Origin of the sequence: Brevibacillus sp. FSL K6-2834 (genome assembly GCF_038592925.1) — a bacterium.
GTDB classification, from domain to species: domain Bacteria; phylum Bacillota; class Bacilli; order Brevibacillales; family Brevibacillaceae; genus Brevibacillus; species Brevibacillus borstelensis.
This window is the reverse complement of the sequence record NZ_CP151945.1, coordinates 370,730-390,745: the sequence shown is the minus strand read 5'-3', so window position 1 is coordinate 390,745 and position 20,016 is coordinate 370,730. Positions and strand designations below refer to the sequence as shown.

Sequence of the window (20,016 nt, the reverse complement as noted above, 5' to 3'; positions counted from 1 at the left end):
TACCGTCAAATCGATTCCATCCTGCCAAAATAGTTGATCACAAACTGCTTGAATCGCAAGGCGGCAGGCGACAAGTACCGATCCTCAACATACGCGATCCCGATCACGCGTCTGCACTTTGGCTGCCGGATCGGGATATACACGATTTTGCTCTTGTCCAACCCTACGTCGGGGAGAAGCGAGAGGCCCAGACCAGCGGCGACCAGCCCTGCAACGGTAGACACTTCTTCTCCTTCGAACGTAACTTTCGGATTCATTCCCAATTGCCGGAACAAACCATCGGTAGTTTCACGCAGCGCGTACCCCTTTTTCAAAAAGATAAAGGATTCGTCCGCTATTTCTTCCATCGAAATGCTCTGGGCATGAGCCAACCGATGATTCGTGGGCAGGATCACAAAAATCTCCTCGCTCCAGAGAGGCTTCCATTGGATCGGCACTTTTGTTTCGGTTGGCTCTGCTACAAGACAAAGGTCGAGCTTGGCGGCGTTCATCTGCTCTAACAGCGAGTAGCTGTGATTTTGGGTCAGCTGAAAACGGATCGCCGGGGAATGGACACGGAAGGCGCCAAGCAAGTCAGGGATCAGGCTGGTGCCGAGCGTATGCAAGAACCCTAACGCGACTTCTCCATGCTCCGGATTCACCATATCGTGCAGCTCCCGCTTCCCAACGTCAAATTCCATCAAAATGCGATTCACCCGCTTCAAAAAGAGCTGGCCATATCGATTCAGCACAATGGTACGCCCTTGTCGGTTGAATAACGGTACCCCAAGCTCCTCCTCCAGTCGGGCAATGGAACGGCTGAGGGCTGGCTGGGAAATGGACAGGTACTCGGCCGCACGCGTCACATGCTGCAAGTGAGCCAAGGTTTGAAAGTATTCGAGCTGTTGCCACTCCATGTTTGAATCCTCCTTTCTGTAAACATCGTGTGCTGATTTATCTATTACCCGTGTGCATGAAAAACATAATTACAATGAATTATACATCATGAGTTGCCGGTGATAGTATAAAAATGCGTACGGAAGAAGGTAAGGAGGTTCTTGTCATGGGTTACATTCAACAAGGCACCGCTGCTTTTCGCAAATCGAACCTGGCCTTTTTTGCAGCCGGATTCAACACGTTTGCGATTCTTTACAGCACGCAGCCATTAATGCCGGAATTCACCAAGGAATTTCACATCTCCCCTGCAATGGCCAGCCTGTCCCTTTCTTTGACCACCATATCTCTGGCGGTTAGTATGCTGTTGTTTGGCTCGATATCGGAAGTATGGGGACGCAAGCGAATCATGATGATCTCCATGCTATCCGCCTCCGTCTTGTCCATTTTGACTGCCTTCAGTACAACGTATGAAAGCCTGCTGGTCTTCCGGGTGATTCAGGGATTCGCTTTAGGCGGACTCCCCTCCATCGCAATGGCCTATTTGGGAGAGGAGATGGAACCAGCCAGTCTCGGTGTGGCGATGGGCCTGTACATCAGTGGAAACTCGCTGGGAGCCGTAGCAGGCAGAATCATTGCCGGAATGATGACAGACATGTTCAACTGGCACGCAGCGCTGGGAACCATTAGCGTCATCAGCATTGTGGCCAGCCTGATATTTTTTGCGAGTTTGCCCAAGTCCCAAAACTTTCACCCGCGTTCTCCTGAAATTGGCAAGCTGCTTGCGTCTCTGGTTGATCACTTGAAAAATCCGGCATTGCTTTCGCTCTATGTCATCGGGTTTCTCATCCTTGGCAGCAACATTGCCTTGTTTAACTACATCGGGTATGTCCTGACCGCGCCACCCTACTCATTGAGCCAGACGGTGATCGGCTGGATTTTTATCGTCTATCTCGTAGGCATGTTCAGTTCCGTCTGGATGGCAAAAATGGCAAGCAAATACGGTAGACAGAAGGTGCTTTTGCTCTCTTTGCTGATTACCTTGGCCGGAGTCATTCTGACATTGGATTCCCATGTGTGGCTCAAAATATTGGGCTTGCCGATCGTGTCTTTCGGATTTTTCGGCAGCCACTCCATCGCCAGCAGCTGGGTGGGATACCGCGCTCATCACGATAAGGCGCAAGCTTCTTCGCTCTACCTTTTCTTTTACTATATAGGCTCCAGTATCGGAGGGACGACAGCCGGCGTGTTTTGGTCTTCCCAAGGATGGGGCGGAGTCGTCGGTATGATCGCGGGATTTTTGCTGATCGCACTTGTACTTACGTTGCTTCAAGCAAAATGGGTTACGGCCGTGCAACATAAGAAAACCATTTCCTTTAAATGAAGCCATGCGTTGAAAAAATCCTCATCTGGCGAATGAGGATTTTTTTGTGTTTGAAAGAGTTGCTGCCTCTCTAGGTTGTCTCATGCCGATACGCCTGCCGAATAGGAGAGCAACATTTGCGGATGTCGCAGCTTTCCTGGCCTCTCCGGAAAGCCGGTGGATTACTGGACAGTGCATCGATGCTAGCAGGGGATCGCATTTGTGATTGATCTCTTTCTTGCCAAGCGGGCTGCCGATCGTTTTCTCGGCAGCCCCCAAACGGTAACGTCCCGTTTTCACTTTGTGATTTTCTTTCGCCAAGATATTTGTAGGGCAGTTGAGATTCAACCGTCTGTCTTGGCTCCATTTTTCGTCACAAGCTTGTTGTTCAACGGCTATGCAATCAAGTAGCTCTTGAGTAGCCTTTCCGTATACTTCATATTGCGTTCGATCGGGGCATTGCTGCCCGTCAAACGGCTCGCCATGATGGCCCCTTCCATGGAATCGATCAAAAAAGCGGCCATTTCGGCAGCATCCATATCCGGACGGAACTCCTTGTTGCGTATGCCTTGCTCAATGATCGATTGAACGAACTTGACCATGCCCGCGTAAGCTCCTGCGGCCTTCTGACGGAGTTCGGGGAACGTTCCGTCGCTTTCTACCGCCGTATTCAGCAGCGGACATCCGCCGGGTATGGGCGGGTTGTGGACGGCATCCTGGTAAACCGCCGAGATTTTCAGCAATTTATCGAGCGTACTCGTCCCCTCTCCCACAGCCTGTGTAAAAAACTGCTGCATGATTTGCCCCGCTCTCTCAAAGGCAGCCAGCACAATCAGTTCCTTGGTTTCAAACCGCCGGTAAATGGCTCCCTTCGGCAAACCGGTTGCTTGCATGATTTCTTGTATCGACGTTTGAGCAATGCCTTTCGTATTAAACAAAAGCATGGCGGCATTAACGATCTTTTCCTTTATCTCATCTGATTTCTTCATATGATTCATCCCCCTGGCAGGCAGTCCTATTCATTAGAACCTTCCGCGACTTCTTCATATTGTCACGAATTACGAGAAGCTGTCTATTTTAAATTAGCAGAAGACACCGTATAATGAAACCGTTCAGACCGGACGGTCCGGTCCGATCTATTATACATAAAAACAGCAAAGGATGGTTTGCCAGTGTGAAAAATCGAACGAAAGAAAAGAATGGCGTTGTTATTCTGCTGTCAGTCGTCGCGTTGATGTGGATCATGCATACGGTAACCAAAAATTTCGTGTCTGATCCCGAATTCATCAAGCTTCTTGCAACCAGGGATTCCTTTACCGCCGACCGGGCATTGTGGTTGTTTATGCTGAGGGCGCATATTGTGCTTGCGATTGTCTCTTTGATTACGGGGCCTGTCGGCATGCTGCGAAACATACGTACCCGGTCAATCGCCTGGCATCGATGGAATGGGCGAATCTACGTCGTTTCTATCCTGCTGAACTTCATTCCCGGGCTTTACGTTTCGTGGTTTGCGGCGGGAGGCTTGACAGTTGCCGGTTTCCTCCTCTTGAATTTGCTCTGGCTCGGGACCGCTTGGCTCGGATATCTCCATATTCGCCGCAAGCAAATTGCCGAGCATTCCAAGTGGATCACACGCAGCTTTTTTCTTACTTACGCGAATCTGGCCATTCATCTCCTGCTCCCGCTCGGCCAGCACGTAATCGGGCTTACGTACGCCTCTGCGTATGCGTTCGCCGTATGGGGGAGCATGCTGCTCAATCTGGGATTGGCAGAGATTTTCATCCGCAAAAAATGGATAACCTAGGAGGCGTCATAAAGGAGAAGTCAAACGTCCAGCGGTATCTACGTTTCATTCCCTTCTCATTTTCGAAAGCCCGCTGAGCTAATGTATAATAGTGTAAGCAAAGGGGGCGGAGAGCGGTGGAGTGGTTAATAGGTCTGGCCTGCAGCGCCGGGATTGCTGGAGCGGCTTATGCAAAACGGTCGCTGTCCGGTTCCGGCTTTTTCGCGGCGGTGATGCTGGGCACGGTGATGTACGCGCTCGGCAGCGCGGTCTGGTTCGGCTCCCTTATCGCTTTTTTTGTTTCGTCGACGTTATGGTCCAAGTGGAAAAAGCATGCAAAGGCAGCGGCAGAGAGCGGTTACGAGAAAACCGGGAGGCGCGATGCGGGCCAGGTGCTGGCGAATGGAGGAGTGGGGCTGCTGTTATGCGCGGCAAACTGGGCGTATCCGCATCCGCTTTGGTGGTACGCCTTCCTCGGCGTAATGGCGGCGGTCACAGCCGATACGTGGGCGACAGAAATCGGCGGCTTGAGCAGGACGCCTCCAATATCGATCAAGACGGGTCGGCGCGTTCCGCCCGGCACGTCCGGAGGCGTCTCAGGCCTCGGTATGGTCGCTTCGCTGGCTGGCGGCCTATTTATTGGCGTTGCAGCGTGGATGCTGCTTGTGGTGGTGCCCGGCCAATCCGCACCGGATACGACCTCGGCGGCTCTTAGACCGGCGGCCTGGATCGGAATAGCCGGTCTGGCGGGCATCATTGGATCGCTGGCCGATTCGTGGATCGGTGCGACATGGCAGCAAATGTACCGTTGCCCCGCTTGCGGCCGGGAGATCGAGCAGGTCCGCCACTGCGGCAGGCCAGCCGAGCGGATCCGCGGCCGCTCCGGCTGGAGCAACGATACCGTCAATGTCGCCGGATCGCTTGCTGGCGGCGTAGCAGCCGCCTCGCTGGCTCTGGCACTCGGCTTGGCCTGATGGGAAAAGCCGGAAGGGCTTTGTATCGTTGAACGATGCCTGGTCCTTCCGGTGATGCCGCATGCCTTGTACTATAGACGTACGGAACGTTAATAGAATTCCTATTAAAAAATGGTAGGCACCATGCCCCCATCCATACGGATTGGAGAACCTTTACATGCGGATGCATCAGGGCTGCATACGAATGCGGCCAGCCTGCCTATTCAGCTTGATAAACTTTCTCCACGATGCATAGCTTATTGTTTCACATGCGGAAATATTAGTGATATGGTCAGACCTGAACCAAGCGCTGATTTTGCATCCAACTGAATGGCTAAATCATAGGCCATCTTGCTTACCAAAAAGAGTCCCATCCCCGTAGCTTGCCTTGTACAAGTACCTCGCCTTCCGGTAAAGCCCTTATCAAATATAAATGGCAAATCTTCTTGAGGTACACCAGGCCCATTATCACTAATATGTAAAATAGTCTGATCACTCCCTTTGTCGTAAACCGTTTCAAACTTCAAAATGGGACTATCCTGATTCTGTGCAACATGTTTTGTACTATTAGCGATTATTTGTTCCAATATAAAAGCTAGCCCTTTGCGGTCGGAAAGAATTTCCCGCTCCTCACCTATGAATTGTATTTGAAAACCGGATTCATCCAGTAGCGTTTGATGATCTTCAATTGTCTGTTTACAAAAAGCCAGTAAGTCGATAGGTTCAAAAAAATAATCTTTATGAGTAGCCCCTAGTCTTGCAAAATACAAAATTCGCCCTACGTCTCCAAGCATTTGATCTCTAATATGAATCATACGCTGTCTAACAAGGGGAGACATTTCATCACTCCGGTTATCTAATACCAATGTCATTAGTGACAGAGGCTTTTTAATTTCATGAACCCATCCTTCTATATAGTTTTCATAATCGGTCAACTCAATAACTTGCTCATTAAGCTGCGCCTGATAAGACCTTATGACGCTCCCCATTCTACGGATAAACGGCCAATATGTCTTCGGAGATAGCCTGCATAATATTTCTTCGTTCGTCTCATTCGCCTCTACCAAAAAATCTTCAATGGCCGCTTCGATTATTTTTTGCTTTCTGATGATAATGAATACTGACAACGATATCATTGCTAGAGTAAAAACAATCATGAGTCCTACTAACACCTTAAAGGTTTCCGGGTAGGCCAGCCAAGCGAAAAAGATAAACAGAAGATCTGTAGTAATGAAAATAAGAAACCATTGTTTATAAGCATGAAAGCAATCAAAGATTTGCTTTATCCATTTCATGCCTTCACCTACCCCTAAGTCGATAACCTTGACCTCTTATAGTCTCAATTTGATCTTCCAGGTTTAACTGTCGTAGCGTTTTGCGCAAGCGAGTCAGATTTACTTGAAGTGCATTTTCGTCGATATATTGGTCTGTTCCCCATAAAAGTTCACGTAATGCAGACTTGGATACAATCTCAGGTCTATGCTGCACTAAAGTCAATAAAATTTTTCCTTCATTTGCTGATAATACTATCGATTGAGATCCCTTATACAAGGTAAAGGTATTGGGGTCTAGGAAAAAACTGCCGCCATTTATCAAGCCTGGTCGTCCTTCAAATCTTCTTAGCAGGTTTTGAATGCGAGCCAACAATCTATCTCGATTGCACGGTTTTGTGAGATAATCATCTGCACCTAAATCAAGACCATGCAATTCATCCTGCAACTTATCTCTAGATGTAAGAATCAATATGGGACCAGTTCCTTGTGATTTTAGACTTTTGCAAATTTCAAATCCCGATTGTCCCGGTAAATTGATGTCCAACAAGACTAAGTCTGGTGCCAAAGTGGCTATTTGAGCCACTATATCTTGGAAGTCCGCAATGGCAGCCACTTCATAACCAGCTTTTTGCAGTATATCGATTAATTCTTCCCTCATCAGCGGATCATCTTCAACAATAGTAATCCTCGCCACTTCAGCACCACCCTTCGATGTAAATTGCAACTGTTTTTTACTCTATATTTGGTTTCCAACGCAATTTATCTAGTTCATGATCTGCTGAACGGGCAACTGCTACTCCATAAATCCCCAAAATTACGATTACAATACAGGCAGAGGCAAGGGCAATCGGATAAAGGGACGCTTTGTCATCGATGTGAATCATAACAAATGCAATCATAGCCCTTATGCCAACAGCTCCACTCACGCATGCAAGAGATACAGGTAACAGAAAAGTCAGCAACACCTGTCTGTGGATGGATTTCTTCATTTGATTACGTTTTGCCCCCAACATGGAAAGCGTTACATAGCGTTGTCCAGTCTGTTTCACCTGTGTCAAAAATTGTAAAGCCAATACCGTACAAGCAATAATCAAAAACAAGAATCCCATATATAGTGTTGCATAACTCCCAGCAACAACATAGAAGAGTTTGCGTCCAAAGTTTTGCAAATAACTTTCAAACGTGAAGCCTGAAGCTTTTAATAAATCTCTGGCCTCCATCATTGGTTTCAGTAAACCTTCCTGGTCTTGCAGCTTTTGCGGGATTCGAAAATTCCAATACGCCACATAGGTTTCCGTATTCATTAATTGTTCAAACATATGATCAGGGACGATAAATGCTGAAAAAATTTGTACGGAGCGGTCTGCTACTAAACCTCTCATTGGAATTGAGGGGTGTATATATACCGCCTGACCATGAATGCTCATCAAGCTCTTGCCCTCTTTGGCAGCCTTTTCAAGAATATGATCTAGTACAGGCATGCTTTCCAGATTATCCATCGGCATAAAATCCGGATTAAAGTATAAAGCAATTTCATCTGAATGCAGGTTCAACGGTTTTTTTCCTACGGCTTTTAAAAGACCATTATAAGATGATTCTGGAATGAGGTAAGGTGCTGTTGTATCCGTCTCCAGAACCCCAAAAAGATTAAGTGCTTCAGGGTTTTCCGAACTGAAACTGTAATTCTGTATTTCTCCCGATAAAACTTGCTCTTTATAGTTGTCTGGCAGAGCCATAATCATTTGTTCTCTCAATGCAGACCAGTCTACCAAAGACAAAGGGATGCCGTCTTCGCCGCGTTCATCCTTATATTTCATTCTCCCAATTTTCAGCAGGTTTAAGTCCTCTACATATGGTTCCATTTTTTCCGAAGCAAGAAATTGCTCAATTTTTTGACTATCTCCATTAACAGTAAAATCATAGACAGAGGAACTCCTAGCAAAAACATTTTCTAACCCTATAAAAGTTGAAGCACCATCTGCTATCAAAATGATAGACAACGTGATTAGAATAGATGTTACTGCAACAGAAGTAGATCTATTGGCTACGTTTTCTTGAAACTGCCTTACTGTAAATGTGTGCAGACCTTTTGTAGATTTATTTTTAGACAAGCTTGCCAATAAGCCTAGCAATTTCCCAAAACCCCTCATAAAAAGGACCGTACCTAAACTTCCGAGAGCCACTGCCACAAACAGAAGCAGTCCGGCAATATCCGTGAAACGATATAAAGCAACCCAATATGCGACACCCAGGAAAACAGCGCCTGCCAATAAAGTGAGTACATTGCCCGTAAAATGCCCCATATCTTGTTTCTTATCCATTTGCTCATAAAGTAATTGATGCACCTCTTGTTTAAACAACCTTCCGCCAAGAATGGCCAGTGCTATAAACTGAATGGATAAAAAACCGATGATGGTAAAGAAAATCGCACCTGCCGACAAGCTTATTTGATGACCGATAATGCCCTGTCCGACTAGTTTAGAAACCGTCAAGCTGATTATTTCTGCTAAGAATCCACCAATCAAGAGCCCTGCAATGAGTGCCAAAATAGAAGTAATGAACCCCTCTGCCAATAGTTGAAGAACAAGGCGTTTCTTGCGCATTCCCAACAAGAGATAGAGGCCAAACTCTTTACTCCTTCGATTTAATTGGTACCGATTCGCAAATAAAATCAAGAAAAACAATAAAAATAACGCAAATAGATACACAATGGGCATTTGAGCTAAAAGCTTGTCGATCGAATCACTTTCAAACTCCTTTAAGAACAAAATAACATCTTGTCTGCCCAGTGAAAGAATGATATAAAACGACGCTATTGCGATTACAAGTGTTGCAAAGTAAATGAGATTCTCCTTGCGACTTCGTTTCGCATTGCGATAAATCAGCTTAGAGAACATTTGCGCTTCCTCCCCCAAGCTGAGCTAGTACCTGCAAGATTCTTTCATAAAATTTCTCGCGAGTCTCATCATGTTTGCGACGCAGTTCATGAAATATCACACCATCTTGAATAAAAAGGATTCTTGAGCAAAAACTTGCTGCATTAGGATCGTGGCTGACCATTAAAATAGTTCTTCCGCTCGTTCTATTCATACCTTCCAGCTTATTCATTAAAGTTCTTGCAGAGCGCGTGTCCAATGCCCCTGTCGGTTCATCCGCAAGAACGATATCTGGATCAGTAATGAAACAACGTGCGGCAGCTACCCTTTGCTTCTGTCCCCCAGACATCTGAGACGGGAATTTATGAAGGATATCCGTAATTTCTAAAAAACCGGCTAGCTCATCTAATTTAACTCGTGCTTTTGTAAAATCCACCCCATGAATCGATAAAGGCAATAGTATATTTTCTTGTCCCGTTAGATTATCCAGCAATTCAAAGTCTTGAAACAAATATCCAATCCGACTGCCGCGATACTCAGCTAAATCCTTACTGTCGAAAGCACTGATATTTTTTCCATGTAAAAGTACACGCCCAGATGTTGGTTTTAGTATGGTTGCAATGCAGTTTAATAACGTAGTTTTGCCAGAACCGCTTGGTCCCATTATTCCCAAGAATTCTCCGGGGAGAACATCAAAACTGACACCGTTTAAAGCTTTTGTTATATTGTTCTTCTTCCCGTAGTTTTTTTGCAAGTCTTGAACCTCTAGTAATTTTCCTTGTCTGACCACTGTATAAGGCTCCTTTCTTCAACAACTAGAATCGAATTGAGCTATACACATTATAGTCAGTACGAAAGACGAGAAACACTTACAAATGGCGTAAGGAAAAATGGGTTGATTTTTCGCGAGGATTTCGATTTTTCCGCTTGAACAGAGTATCCACTGATAAGTACACACGTCTTGTATTTTGCAACTCAAAAATGCAGAGTTTGGCGGCCAATTTATGCAGAACACTGCCAACATCAATACAAAAGAATTTAGGAAGACTTCATGCTGGATAGAGCATGGCGCAGTCGGTAGCTTTCTCCGGTAAACGCCAGAATATGGGCGTGGTGGACGAGGCGATCCACAAGGGCTGCCGTCAATCGCGTATCTCCAAACACCGTATTCCACTGCCCAAACTCCAAATTCGACGTCACAATCACACTGTTTCTCTCATAGCAGGCCGAGATAACATGAAACAACAGCTCAGCCCCCGTTTGGTGAAAGGGAACAAACCCAACCTCGTCCAAAATCAACAACTCACAGTCTGCCAGTTCTTTTTGAAACCGCATCAGTGCCCCATTCGCGTGTTTTTCCTGCAAGAGCGCAACCAGATCGGGAACACGGAAGAATCGAACGGCATATCCCCTTCGGCACGCCTCTACGCCAAGCGCTGTTGCCAGATGGGTCTTCCCCGTGCCCACTTTTCCCAGCATCAGCACATTTTCCTTGCGCTCCAAAAAACGTAGGTCGATCAATCCCTCCTTTGTACATGTTTCCGGTAAGGTGACTGCCTCAAAAGCGTAATCTTCCAGTGTCTTCAGTTGGGGAAACGCGGCTTTCTTTATCAGTCGCTTCAGCTTTGTCTCCTCCCGCCGTTGAATCTCCATCCGCAAGACTCCCAGCAAGAAGCTCTCCCGATCTTCAAACGGCACCTGTTCATAGGTTTCCATCACATGCGCCAAATGCAAAGTTTTGCACACCTTTGCCAGCTCTTCTCTCATTCCACCCTCACCCCCAGGATCCGGTCGTACTCATCCAGTATGGGTATCTGCCCGTGAAGGGCAGGGGGTGTATGCGACTCTGAAAACGGTTCCGGGCGGAAAACAGGGTGTTTTATCGCGTAAAGGGCATGCTCCAAGGCAACAGCCAGATGCTCTTGCTGATGCGACAATTCTCCCAGTACTTGCCCGATTTCCTTCAACGTATAGGTGTCGAGCAATCGATGGAGCAGGCGAATTCGTGCTTTTCGTGCATTCATGTCTTCCACCGTCAAAAACGTTTGGAGCGCCTGAGGCATCATATTGGTAAAGGAAGAATACATCACCGCCCGCGGGCGTTTTTCATATCTCTTCAATACCGCCTTCCAATCTACTGGAATGACTTTCTCCGTATAGGGACGAGGCAATGTCACAATCGGGGTGTATGTCCCGTCTGCCGTTAACACCTCCAGCACATCCCACTTGACTTTCACCAAAACCGGCTGCATGGCCCGACACTGCGGCAACGGGAAGAGAGCCGCGTCAAACGACAGCTCAGCGTATTTGTTCAGGTGGCACGTCTCCAGCCGGAAAATCTCCAGCGGTGTCGTCGGCAGCGTCAGCAGCTTGCATTTTTCTTGCTTCCACAACTCGGCAATGGTTTGCTTTTTCACATAGTGAGGGCGCTGCATATCCGCACGGGCAGCTTCCGCCAAATACGTCTCCAGTTGTTCCGGCGTATCGATAACCGGTGGCGGAACACACCAGTTCCGGCGTCCATACCCCACTTTGTTTTCCACATGGCCTTTCTCATGGCCGCTGTATGGATTGCAAAACAGGGGCTCAAAGCGGTAATGGGCGCAGAAACGCCGAAACGCTTCCGTACACTCTCGTTTTCCGCCTTGCTGGATGGACACAACAGCAGCGGACAAGTTGTCAAACCAAATCTTGCGAGGAACCCCTCCCATTTGCTGAAATAGCCGCCCTAAGGCCTCCAGAAAGCATTCCGTGTTTTCTTTCGGAACCGGGAACACAAAGGCGGCATTGCTGTACGGAAACGACAGGGTCAATACTTTCCGCTCCACCAGTTCTCCCGACTTGACCACGTACACCGTCCCAAAGTCAGCCTGGGCTTCCCCGCCTGGATGCTCCAAACGCTCAAAATGTTCGGCTCGTTCGGCTGCCATGGCTTTCTTCCGTTTGGAGACATATTCGGATACCGTTCGCTGCCCGCCAGGGAAGCCGTACTCATCCCGTAACCGCTGAAACATGCGGACGGCTGTATGGCGTTGCTTGCGTGGAAGACGCTCATCATCCTCCAGCCATGTGTCAATAATCTCTAAGTACGGTCCCAACACCGGATGGCGGCCTTTTCGCTTGCATACCGGTTCATTCCAATCGTCGCGATCCGCATATTTCTTGGCGGTTCGCCAATTCACCTGGACACGTTCCGCAATTTCCTGAATCGAACACCCTTCGACTTCCCGCAAAAATCGGATATACTGTTGTTGTGGCACTTTCAACATTCCTCTCACTCCCTCAGATTCTAGCCAAATCCAAGGGTAGATTTTGTAGGGGGATGTTGGCAAGTGCCTTTTTCATGGCCTCAGAATTGCGGTGGAACTCTGCAGTTTTCCGCCGCAATTCTCTGCACTTTTATCCTGCCATAAACACGTCTTTCGATTCATACTCGTGTGCCAGTCATCCGATGTCTTATTCCATTGCGTGATATGCTTCGGGTCCGTCCAATATTCCCATACGGTGTTTCAACGGGAGAATGAACGAGCGTTTCTACTGTTATCGTTCCCGGATTCTCTTTTTTGGATAAAAAAATTAAGATATCCCCTGCATTCTCCTGCCTTATGGCTGGGAGCAAGACATGAAAAAAGCCGAGCAAATGTCAGGAAATAATCCTGATCTGCCCGGTTTCAATGCGACTTTTTTATTGCTTCAGCACAAGTTTAAAGTGCTGGTATAGGACTTTATTTGCTTTTTGCACTTATTGTCTTGGGATAATAAAGTTTTAGACTCAGTTTATTGATTTTACGCGTTTTTTAAGATGATAGGTCGTCAACTTTTGAAAAATAAGTTTTAGACTAATATCCATCTTCGTAAATTGCCTGCCTTGGACGAAATAATAAAGTATTAGACTGGATCTTCTAATTTTCCGAGACTAACCCACTCAGGATATATTATCCATTAAAGCATCAAAATGAAGTTTGTCGTTTTCCTCCAAACACTTAAAAATTACTGCAACAACTTTTTTACATTCCTCTAATTCCGGTAAATAGAAGGTACGGTTATTTACTTGATCATTATGCGAATACTCGTTAGTAAACTTAAATACTAAAAACCTGTCATTATCATTAGTAAAAATCGAATTCATTTTTTGAATTAGACCTTGTTTAGTTGAAGGATTCCTAAAGTTTAAGTATGCCTCTAAAAAACGCCGAGCAACATTTGGTATGATTAGCCTAGAACTTATATCAGAAGATGTATCATTAATAAACCTTTCTAATATTGAAAATAGAAAAACATATTCCGATTTGAATCTCTTTAACTCCTGTGGCAATGGTATTATGGTTGATACCACTTCATCTTCTGATACTTTTCTTTCAATGAAATAAAATGAAACGTATTGTTCATGTTCTTTTTCTCCCTTTCTAAAAAACCTCGGTATATCTGAAATCGCTAAATCCTTCATCAAATTAAAGAATTCTGAGTTGTGGGTGGAAATAAATATTTGTTTACACGATAGTGGATTAAGCTTTGCTTTTATAATTGCAAAGATGCTATGCATGTGATTATGGTCCAAGCTACTGATAGGGTCATCAATAACAACAATCGTTTCCTTGAGATTTGTTTCTCTATTTTCAAGTTGCGTGATAAAGTAGATGAATGAAATGGCAGACTTTTCACCCTCGCTGAGATTTTTGGCCACTTTGCCATTCCTCTTAAGAATAAAACGTCCATCTTCTCGGATATCAATTTTCAGGCGATTGCTATGAAAAAAGGTATTAAGATATTCATTTACTCTTTCTGCACCCTTAGTGGCATCGAGAAGTTGTGCTTCTATTCCTTTAGTATTGTTATTCAGTTCACTAAGTTTGATTTGCAAACTCGATGCTACACTTTGCATCTCTTCAAGTTCGCTCAGTTTAGCAAAATAGTCAAAATCAAGAATAAATTGCGCAATATGATGGTTTACGATTCTCAATTTAGCATTTTTCTTTTGACTTTCGAACTCAATTGATCTTTGATTATGTTTTTTTATTATATTGTTCATTTCCAAAATAACATCTTCTAAATCATCTAATTGAGGTATACCAGTAGATGTAGCTGCCGCATAATCACTCTCAATACTATAAGATTCAAATGGATTAATTCTTTTGTGATTTAGTAGAGTTATCAGTGCATTTAGCTGGTCTCGGATTTCCCCCAAAATATCATCAATTTTATTATTTAACGTTTCAATGGTTTGTTCAAAATCATTATAAAACCTAGTCGAATGGGGGAGTTTGGTCGAAAAGTCATCAATTAAATTAATATTATTTTTAATTAATCTTTCATGTGATTCGATATCTTGAAACAATCTTTCAAAATCGCTTGTAAAATGTTGTTCGAGCTTGTCCATTAAATTTATAGGTAATTTGTTTCCGCAGAATTGACAAATATCTTCCGATTTATGCAACTCTTTTCCCGTACGAACCCAATCGTTCAATCTCGGATTTTCCTCAAGCTTTTTAATTACATTTGAAATAACTTTTCTCCCCACAATTTCACTTGCAGTAGAAAATAACCTTTCCAACTGAAAATTAAGTACTGGTATTTCCTCAATGGACTCTTTTTTATTTATATCTATAGATATTTGTAGTTCTTTTTGGTACTCAACATCGGTTAATATATGTGAAATATAGGAATCTTTAATTGAATTAATACCATTCTCTAGTTTTGTTTTATTGTAGTCGAGCAACTGTAACTCTTTTTTCATAGACTGTGCTCTACTTCGAATTGTTTTATCAATTAAATTAAATATTATGTCATATTGACTTCGGTTATTTTGATATGTCACCGCCGGGTTAAAATTGACCCAGGTTCGCCGGAATGAAAATGACCCACCCCTGTAGAATACCTCTCTCTGAAATTACCGACCAAAGTAGCTTCAGAGGGGAGACATATGCTAAGGAGTGGGACTGTGATCAGATTACACGAACTTCAAGTGAGCGGCAAGAGTATCCGCGAAATCACAAGGGAAACGGGTCATTCCCGTAATACCATACGAAAATACCTCCGCGCAGAAGGAATTCCGGAACCTCGTCCGCGTAAGAAGAGAGTCTCAAAACTCGATCCGTTCAAAGCCTTGCTGGATCTATACCTCGAAAAGGGAATTTTCAATTGTGAAGTGCTGCTGCGTCTCTTGAAAGAGCGAGGTTACACGGGGGGCATTACGATCATCAAGGACTATGTGAAGCCCCGTCGACCTCCAAAACAGGCACCTGCGGTGCAACGCTATGAGACAAAAGCCGGACACCAAGCCCAAGTGGACTGGAAGATTTGCGAGTACATCGATTTAAACGGTGAAGTGCGTAAAATCCCCGTTTTTACGATGGTGTTGGGTTACTCCCGAGCGATGTACATCGAATTTACAAAGCGCTGTGACATCCACAGTTTCTTACGCTGCTTGATGAACGGTTTGGAATACTTCGGCGGTGTTCCAAAGACCATGCTAACCGACCAAATGAAGACCGTTATTCTTGGCATGGGCGATGATCGAAAGCCGAGATGGCATCCGTTGTTTGAAGATTTTGCTGCGGCTATCGGCTTGATCCCCAAAGTTTGCCGCGTACGACGTCCCCAAACGAAAGGAAAGGTCGAGAGAAGCGTTCAGTTCATCGAGCAGAACTTCATGCCAGGGCGATCATTCACCGATCTTGGTGACCTAAATCGCCAAGCCAGACACTGGTGCGATGAGCAAAACCGTCGTATCCACGGTACAACTGGGGAAAGACCGATCGATCGCTTGGCACAAGAGAAGCTCGGTATGCTTCCGTCTCCGGAACGATGGGCAAAGTACCGGTTTGAACCGAGGAAAGTAAGCCGTGACGGATTTGTGAGCTACGACGGCGTTCGTTATGGCGTTCCATGGCGGTATAGCGGACGTGAAGTAAAGGTACGAGAGGTAAACAGATTCGTCGAAATATACTGCGAGAAGCAGCTCATCGCCCGGCACGAGAAGCAGTACCAATCCCGAAGGCTAGTGATGTGTGAGGACCAATACACGAATTTGAGTACAGCTCAGGGATATGCTTATCCAAAGCCGCAAGGCGTTCAGATTCCTGTACAAGACGTGGAAGTGCGTCCGTTGGACGTGTATGAACGTCTTGTGGAGGTGGGCGCATGATTGAGCTCGAACAAGCCCGCCAGCGTCTGGAGGAACTTGGTTTGGGTCAAGCCGCCCAATCGCTTGATGCCAAGCTGGAAGCTGCCAGCCGGAGCCAAAGCACGTATCTCTCTTTCCTCAATGATCTACTGGACGCTGAGATTCAGGATCGCCAGCGCCGAAATGTAGAGGTCCGCATGAAGCTGTCTCACCTCCCTTATCGGCGTACGCTCAACGAATTCGACTTCTCGTTTCAACCGGGGATTGATGAACGACTGATTCGTGAACTGGCTGCGCTGACGTTCGTTGGGAGGCAAGAAAACGTGTTGTTTCTCGGGCCTCCCGGCGTGGGGAAAACGCATTTAGCCGTTGCTATCGCTATGGAGGCCATTGGACAAGGATTGCCTGTGTATTTCGTCTCTCTCGCGCAGCTCGTGGGCGATTTACGAAAAGCTTATGAAGAGAATCGCCTGGACAAACGAATGAGGGTATATCTCAGGCCACGCATCCTCATCGTGGACGAGGTGGGCTACCTCCCCCTCGATCCGCTCGCTGCAAACCTGTTTTTTCAGTTGGTTTGTGCACGCTACGAGAAAGGAAGCATGATTCTGACTAGCAACAAGAGCTTTGGCGAATGGGGCGAACTCATGGGCGATCCCGTTCTTGCTACAGCTGTTCTCGACCGCTTATTGCATCACTCCCACGTCGTGAACATCCGGGGGAACAGCTACCGGCTCAAAGAAAAACTAAAAACCGGAATCTATTCGACACCAGGCGCACAGGTGGGTCAAAATTATACCGGCGCTCGTGGGTCAAATTAATTCCGGCGTTGACTGTTTATGGCAGGATAAAAGTGCAGAGAATTGCGGCGGAAAACTGCAGAGTTCCACCGCAATTCTGAGGCCATGAAAAAGGCACTTGCCAACATCCCCCTACAAAATCTACCCTTGGATTTGGCTAGAATCTGAGGGAGTGAGAGGAATGTTGAAAGTGCCACAACAACAGTATATCCGATTTTTGCGGGAAGTCGAAGGGTGTTCGATTCAGGAAATTGCGGAACGTGTCCAGGTGAATTGGCGAACCGCCAAGAAATATGCGGATCGCGACGATTGGAATGAACCGGTATGCAAGCGAAAAGGCCGCCATCCGGTGTTGGGACCGTACTTAGAGATTATTGACACATGGCTGGAGGATGATGAGCGTCTTCCACGCAAGCAACGCCATACAGCCGTCCGCATGTTTCAGCGGTTACGGGATGAGTACGGCTTCCCTGGCGGGCAGCGAACGGTATCCGAATATGTCTCCAAACGGAAGAAAGCCATGGCAGCCGAACGAGCCGAACATTTTGAGCGTTTGGAGCATCCAGGCGGGGAAGCCCAGGCTGACTTTGGGACGGTGTACGTGGTCAAGTCGGGAGAACTGGTGGAGCGGAAAGTATTGACCCTGTCGTTTCCGTACAGCAATGCCGCCTTTGTGTTCCCGGTTCCGAAAGAAAACACGGAATGCTTTCTGGAGGCCTTAGGGCGGCTATTTCAGCAAATGGGAGGGGTTCCTCGCAAGATTTGGTTTGACAACTTGTCCGCTGCTGTTGTGTCCATCCAGCAAGGCGGAAAACGAGAGTGTACGGAAGCGTTTCGGCGTTTCTGCGCCCATTACCGCTTTGAGCCCCTGTTTTGCAATCCATACAGCGGCCATGAGAAAGGCCATGTGGAAAACAAAGTGGGGTATGGACGCCGGAACTGGTGTGTTCCGCCACCGGTTATCGATACGCCGGAACAACTGGAGACGTATTTGGCGGAAGCTGCCCGTGCGGATATGCAGCGCCCTCACTATGTGAAAAAGCAAACCATTGCCGAGTTGTGGAAGCAAGAAAAATGCAAGCTGCTGACGCTGCCGACGACACCGCTGGAGATTTTCCGGCTGGAGACGTGCCACCTGAACAAATACGCTGAGCTGTCGTTTGACGCGGCTCTCTTCCCGTTGCCGCAGTGTCGGGCCATGCAGCCGGTTTTGGTGAAAGTCAAGTGGGATGTGCTGGAGGTGTTAACGGCAGACGGGACATACACCCCGATTGTGACATTGCCTCGTCCCTATACGGAGAAAGTCATTCCAGTAGATTGGAAGGCGGTATTGAAGAGATATGAAAAACGCCCGCGGGCGGTGATGTATTCTTCCTTTACCAATATGATGCCTCAGGCGCTCCAAACGTTTTTGACGGTGGAAGACATGAATGCACGAAAAGCACGAATTCGCCTGCTCCATCGATTGCTCGACACCTATACGTTGAAGGAAATCGGGCAAGTACTGGGAGAATTGTCGCATCAGCAAGAGCATCTGGCTGTTGCCTTGGAGCATGCCCTTTACGCGATAAAACACCCTGTTTTCCGCCCGGAACCGTTTTCAGAGTCGCATACACCCCCTGCCCTTCACGGGCAGATACCCATACTGGATGAGTACGACCGGATCCTGGGGGTGAGGGTGGAATGAGAGAAGAGCTGGCAAAGGTGTGCAAAACTTTGCATTTGGCGCATGTGATGGAAACCTATGAACAGGTGCCGTTTGAAGATCGGGAGAGCTTCTTGCTGGGAGTCTTGCGGATGGAGATTCAACGGCGGGAGGAGACAAAGCTGAAGCGACTGATAAAGAAAGCCGCGTTTCCCCAACTGAAGACACTGGAAGATTACGCTTTTGAGGCAGTCACCTTACCGGAAACATGTACAAAGGAGGGATTGATCGACCTACGTTTTTTGGAGCGCAAGGAAAATGTGCTGATGCTGGGAAAAGTGGGCACGGGGAAGACCCATCTGGCAACAGCGCTTGGCGTAGAGGCGTGCCGAAGGGGATATGCCGTTCGATTCTTCCGTGTTCCCGATCTGGTTGCGCTCTTGCAGGAAAAACACGCGAATGGGGCACTGATGCGGTTTCAAAAAGAACTGGCAGACTGTGAGTTGTTGATTTTGGACGAGGTTGGGTTTGTTCCCTTTCACCAAACGGGGGCTGAGCTGTTGTTTCATGTTATCTCGGCCTGCTATGAGAGAAACAGTGTGATTGTGACGTCGAATTTGGAGTTTGGGCAGTGGAATACGGTGTTTGGAGATACGCGATTGACGGCAGCCCTTGTGGATCGCCTCGTCCACCACGCCCATATTCTGGCGTTTACCGGAGAAAGCTACCGACTGCGCCATGCTCTATCCAGCATGAAGTCTTCCTAAATTCTTTTGTATTGATGTTGGCAGTGTTCTGCATAAATTGGCCGCCAAACTCTGCATTTTTGAGTTGCAAAATACAGTTGACATGATAATTCTTTTTAACTTTCTCAATGTCTTTTTTCAATTCCTCTAATTGCCTTTGCAATTCTATATTTTCTTCGCCAAGAATAAATATTGGATCAATACCATCGAAGTTTTCCCATTTTAATTGTTTGCTAATAAAATCTGAGTTGAATACCCGTATATTCAAAATTGGATTCGCTAAATCATTTACTCCTACACTTGATCCATCTGATATTTCTAGTTCATATCGCCCCACTAGAAAATCATCGTGAATTTTTCGATTTTCAAATGATTGAAAAATCCTAGATAAAGTCGTTTTCCCAGAATAGTTCCAAGCATAGATTAAATTAAAATTTTTAAACTCACTCAAACCAGAATGCCAAGTAAAATCTTTAAACACTCCAAAATCCTTAATGTATTTTATTTTTTTAATCATATTGCGCCACCAGACTTTCATCAAAAATATAAAATAGGGCATAGCTTAAATAAAATCCTTTTA

General features: G+C 46.2%; 18 protein-coding genes and 2 pseudogenes. 9 read left to right on the top strand and 11 right to left on the bottom strand.

Annotation, left to right across the window (positions count from 1 at the left end):
• Window positions 1-5 precede the first annotated feature (5 nt).
• A complete protein-coding gene (locus NST96_RS02160; protein WP_342405518.1) occupies window positions 6-896 on the bottom strand; it encodes a LysR family transcriptional regulator in 891 nt (296 codons plus the stop codon).
• A 146-nt stretch (window positions 897-1,042) separates the two neighbouring features.
• Here NST96_RS02160 and NST96_RS02155 point away from each other — a divergent pair, with 146 nt between their 5' ends.
• The 3 genes and pseudogenes from NST96_RS02155 to NST96_RS02145 all read left to right on the top strand — a co-directional run bounded on the left by NST96_RS02155 (window position 1,043) and on the right by NST96_RS02145 (window position 2,647).
• Window positions 1,043-2,257, top strand: a complete 1,215-nt coding sequence (locus NST96_RS02155) for an MFS transporter (RefSeq protein ID WP_024984035.1) — start codon at window positions 1,043-1,045, stop codon at window positions 2,255-2,257.
• 118 nt (window positions 2,258-2,375) lie between these two features.
• Window positions 2,376-2,462, top strand: a pseudogene (locus NST96_RS02150) (short-chain dehydrogenase); the annotation flags it as partial.
• A complete protein-coding gene (locus NST96_RS02145; RefSeq protein ID WP_024984034.1) occupies window positions 2,459-2,647 on the top strand; it encodes a hypothetical protein in 189 nt (62 codons plus the stop codon). The pseudogene NST96_RS02150 and the gene NST96_RS02145, both read left to right, overlap by 4 nt.
• On the opposite strand, the gene NST96_RS02140 is transcribed toward NST96_RS02145, so the two are convergent.
• Entirely contained in the window at window positions 2,632-3,225 is a 594-nt protein-coding gene (locus tag NST96_RS02140; protein ID WP_039071582.1) for a TetR/AcrR family transcriptional regulator, read from the bottom strand. The two genes, NST96_RS02145 and NST96_RS02140, sit on opposite strands and share 16 nt — an antisense overlap.
• A gap of 185 nt (window positions 3,226-3,410) precedes the next feature.
• Between NST96_RS02140 and NST96_RS02135 the strand changes: the two genes are divergently transcribed.
• Together NST96_RS02135 and NST96_RS02130 are read left to right on the top strand one after the other, a co-directional pair.
• Complete coding sequence (locus NST96_RS02135; RefSeq protein WP_342405517.1) at window positions 3,411-4,040, top strand: DUF2306 domain-containing protein; 630 nt, start codon at window positions 3,411-3,413, stop codon at window positions 4,038-4,040.
• 116 nt (window positions 4,041-4,156) lie between these two features.
• On the top strand, window positions 4,157-4,993 hold the full coding sequence (locus NST96_RS02130) for a DUF92 domain-containing protein (RefSeq protein WP_122958182.1): 837 nt from the start codon (window positions 4,157-4,159) through the stop codon (window positions 4,991-4,993).
• A 104-nt stretch (window positions 4,994-5,097) separates the two neighbouring features.
• Here the strand turns inward: NST96_RS02130 and NST96_RS02125 are convergent.
• From NST96_RS02125 to NST96_RS02090, 8 genes and pseudogenes are all read right to left on the bottom strand, one after another.
• Window positions 5,098-5,196 (bottom strand): annotated as a pseudogene (locus NST96_RS02125) (oxidoreductase); the annotation flags it as partial.
• Window positions 5,197-5,229: 33 nt separating this feature from the next.
• Window positions 5,230-6,267 (bottom strand): sensor histidine kinase, encoded by a 1,038-nt coding sequence (locus tag NST96_RS02120; RefSeq protein ID WP_342405514.1) that lies wholly within the window; start codon window positions 6,265-6,267, stop codon window positions 5,230-5,232.
• A gap of 4 nt (window positions 6,268-6,271) precedes the next feature.
• Window positions 6,272-6,940 carry a response regulator transcription factor gene (locus NST96_RS02115; protein WP_024984030.1) on the bottom strand — a complete coding sequence of 223 codons (669 nt, stop codon included), beginning with the start codon at window positions 6,938-6,940 and terminating at the stop codon, window positions 6,272-6,274.
• A 37-nt stretch (window positions 6,941-6,977) separates the two neighbouring features.
• A complete protein-coding gene (locus tag NST96_RS02110) occupies window positions 6,978-9,143 on the bottom strand; it encodes an ABC transporter permease (RefSeq protein ID WP_003393038.1) in 2,166 nt (721 codons plus the stop codon).
• Complete coding sequence (locus NST96_RS02105) at window positions 9,133-9,912, bottom strand: ABC transporter ATP-binding protein (RefSeq protein ID WP_003393036.1); 780 nt, start codon at window positions 9,910-9,912, stop codon at window positions 9,133-9,135. The genes NST96_RS02110 and NST96_RS02105 overlap by 11 nt, the downstream gene beginning before the upstream one ends.
• 248 nt (window positions 9,913-10,160) lie before the next feature.
• Window positions 10,161-10,889: an IS21-like element helper ATPase IstB gene (gene istB, locus NST96_RS02100; RefSeq protein WP_023555238.1), complete on the bottom strand. Its 729-nt coding sequence runs from the start codon at window positions 10,887-10,889 to the stop codon at window positions 10,161-10,163.
• Complete coding sequence (istA, locus tag NST96_RS02095) at window positions 10,886-12,391, bottom strand: IS21 family transposase (protein WP_023555239.1); 1,506 nt, start codon at window positions 12,389-12,391, stop codon at window positions 10,886-10,888. The genes istB (NST96_RS02100) and istA (NST96_RS02095) overlap by 4 nt, the downstream gene beginning before the upstream one ends.
• Window positions 12,392-13,047: 656 nt before the next feature.
• Window positions 13,048-14,937: an AAA family ATPase gene (locus tag NST96_RS02090; RefSeq protein ID WP_194246924.1), complete on the bottom strand. Its 1,890-nt coding sequence runs from the start codon at window positions 14,935-14,937 to the stop codon at window positions 13,048-13,050.
• A 105-nt stretch (window positions 14,938-15,042) separates the two neighbouring features.
• On the opposite strand from NST96_RS02090, the gene istA (NST96_RS02085) reads away from it, so the two are divergent.
• The 4 genes from istA (NST96_RS02085) to istB (NST96_RS02070) all read left to right on the top strand — a co-directional run bounded on the left by istA (NST96_RS02085) (window position 15,043) and on the right by istB (NST96_RS02070) (window position 19,457).
• On the top strand, window positions 15,043-16,266 hold the full coding sequence (istA, locus tag NST96_RS02085; RefSeq protein ID WP_024982953.1) for an IS21 family transposase: 1,224 nt from the start codon (window positions 15,043-15,045) through the stop codon (window positions 16,264-16,266).
• A complete protein-coding gene (gene istB, locus NST96_RS02080) occupies window positions 16,263-17,066 on the top strand; it encodes an IS21-like element helper ATPase IstB (RefSeq protein WP_024982952.1) in 804 nt (267 codons plus the stop codon). The genes istA (NST96_RS02085) and istB (NST96_RS02080) overlap by 4 nt, the downstream gene beginning before the upstream one ends.
• 160 nt (window positions 17,067-17,226) lie before the next feature.
• Window positions 17,227-18,732 (top strand): IS21 family transposase, encoded by a 1,506-nt coding sequence (gene istA, locus NST96_RS02075; RefSeq protein WP_023555239.1) that lies wholly within the window; start codon window positions 17,227-17,229, stop codon window positions 18,730-18,732.
• Window positions 18,729-19,457, top strand: a complete 729-nt coding sequence (gene istB, locus NST96_RS02070) for an IS21-like element helper ATPase IstB (protein ID WP_023555238.1) — start codon at window positions 18,729-18,731, stop codon at window positions 19,455-19,457. Before istA (NST96_RS02075) ends, istB (NST96_RS02070) begins: the two co-directional genes overlap by 4 nt.
• On the opposite strand, the gene NST96_RS02065 is transcribed toward istB (NST96_RS02070), so the two are convergent.
• Entirely contained in the window at window positions 19,402-19,953 is a 552-nt protein-coding gene (locus tag NST96_RS02065; RefSeq protein WP_342405509.1) for an AAA family ATPase, read from the bottom strand. The genes istB (NST96_RS02070) and NST96_RS02065 overlap by 56 nt on opposite strands.
• Window positions 19,954-20,016 lie beyond the last annotated feature (63 nt).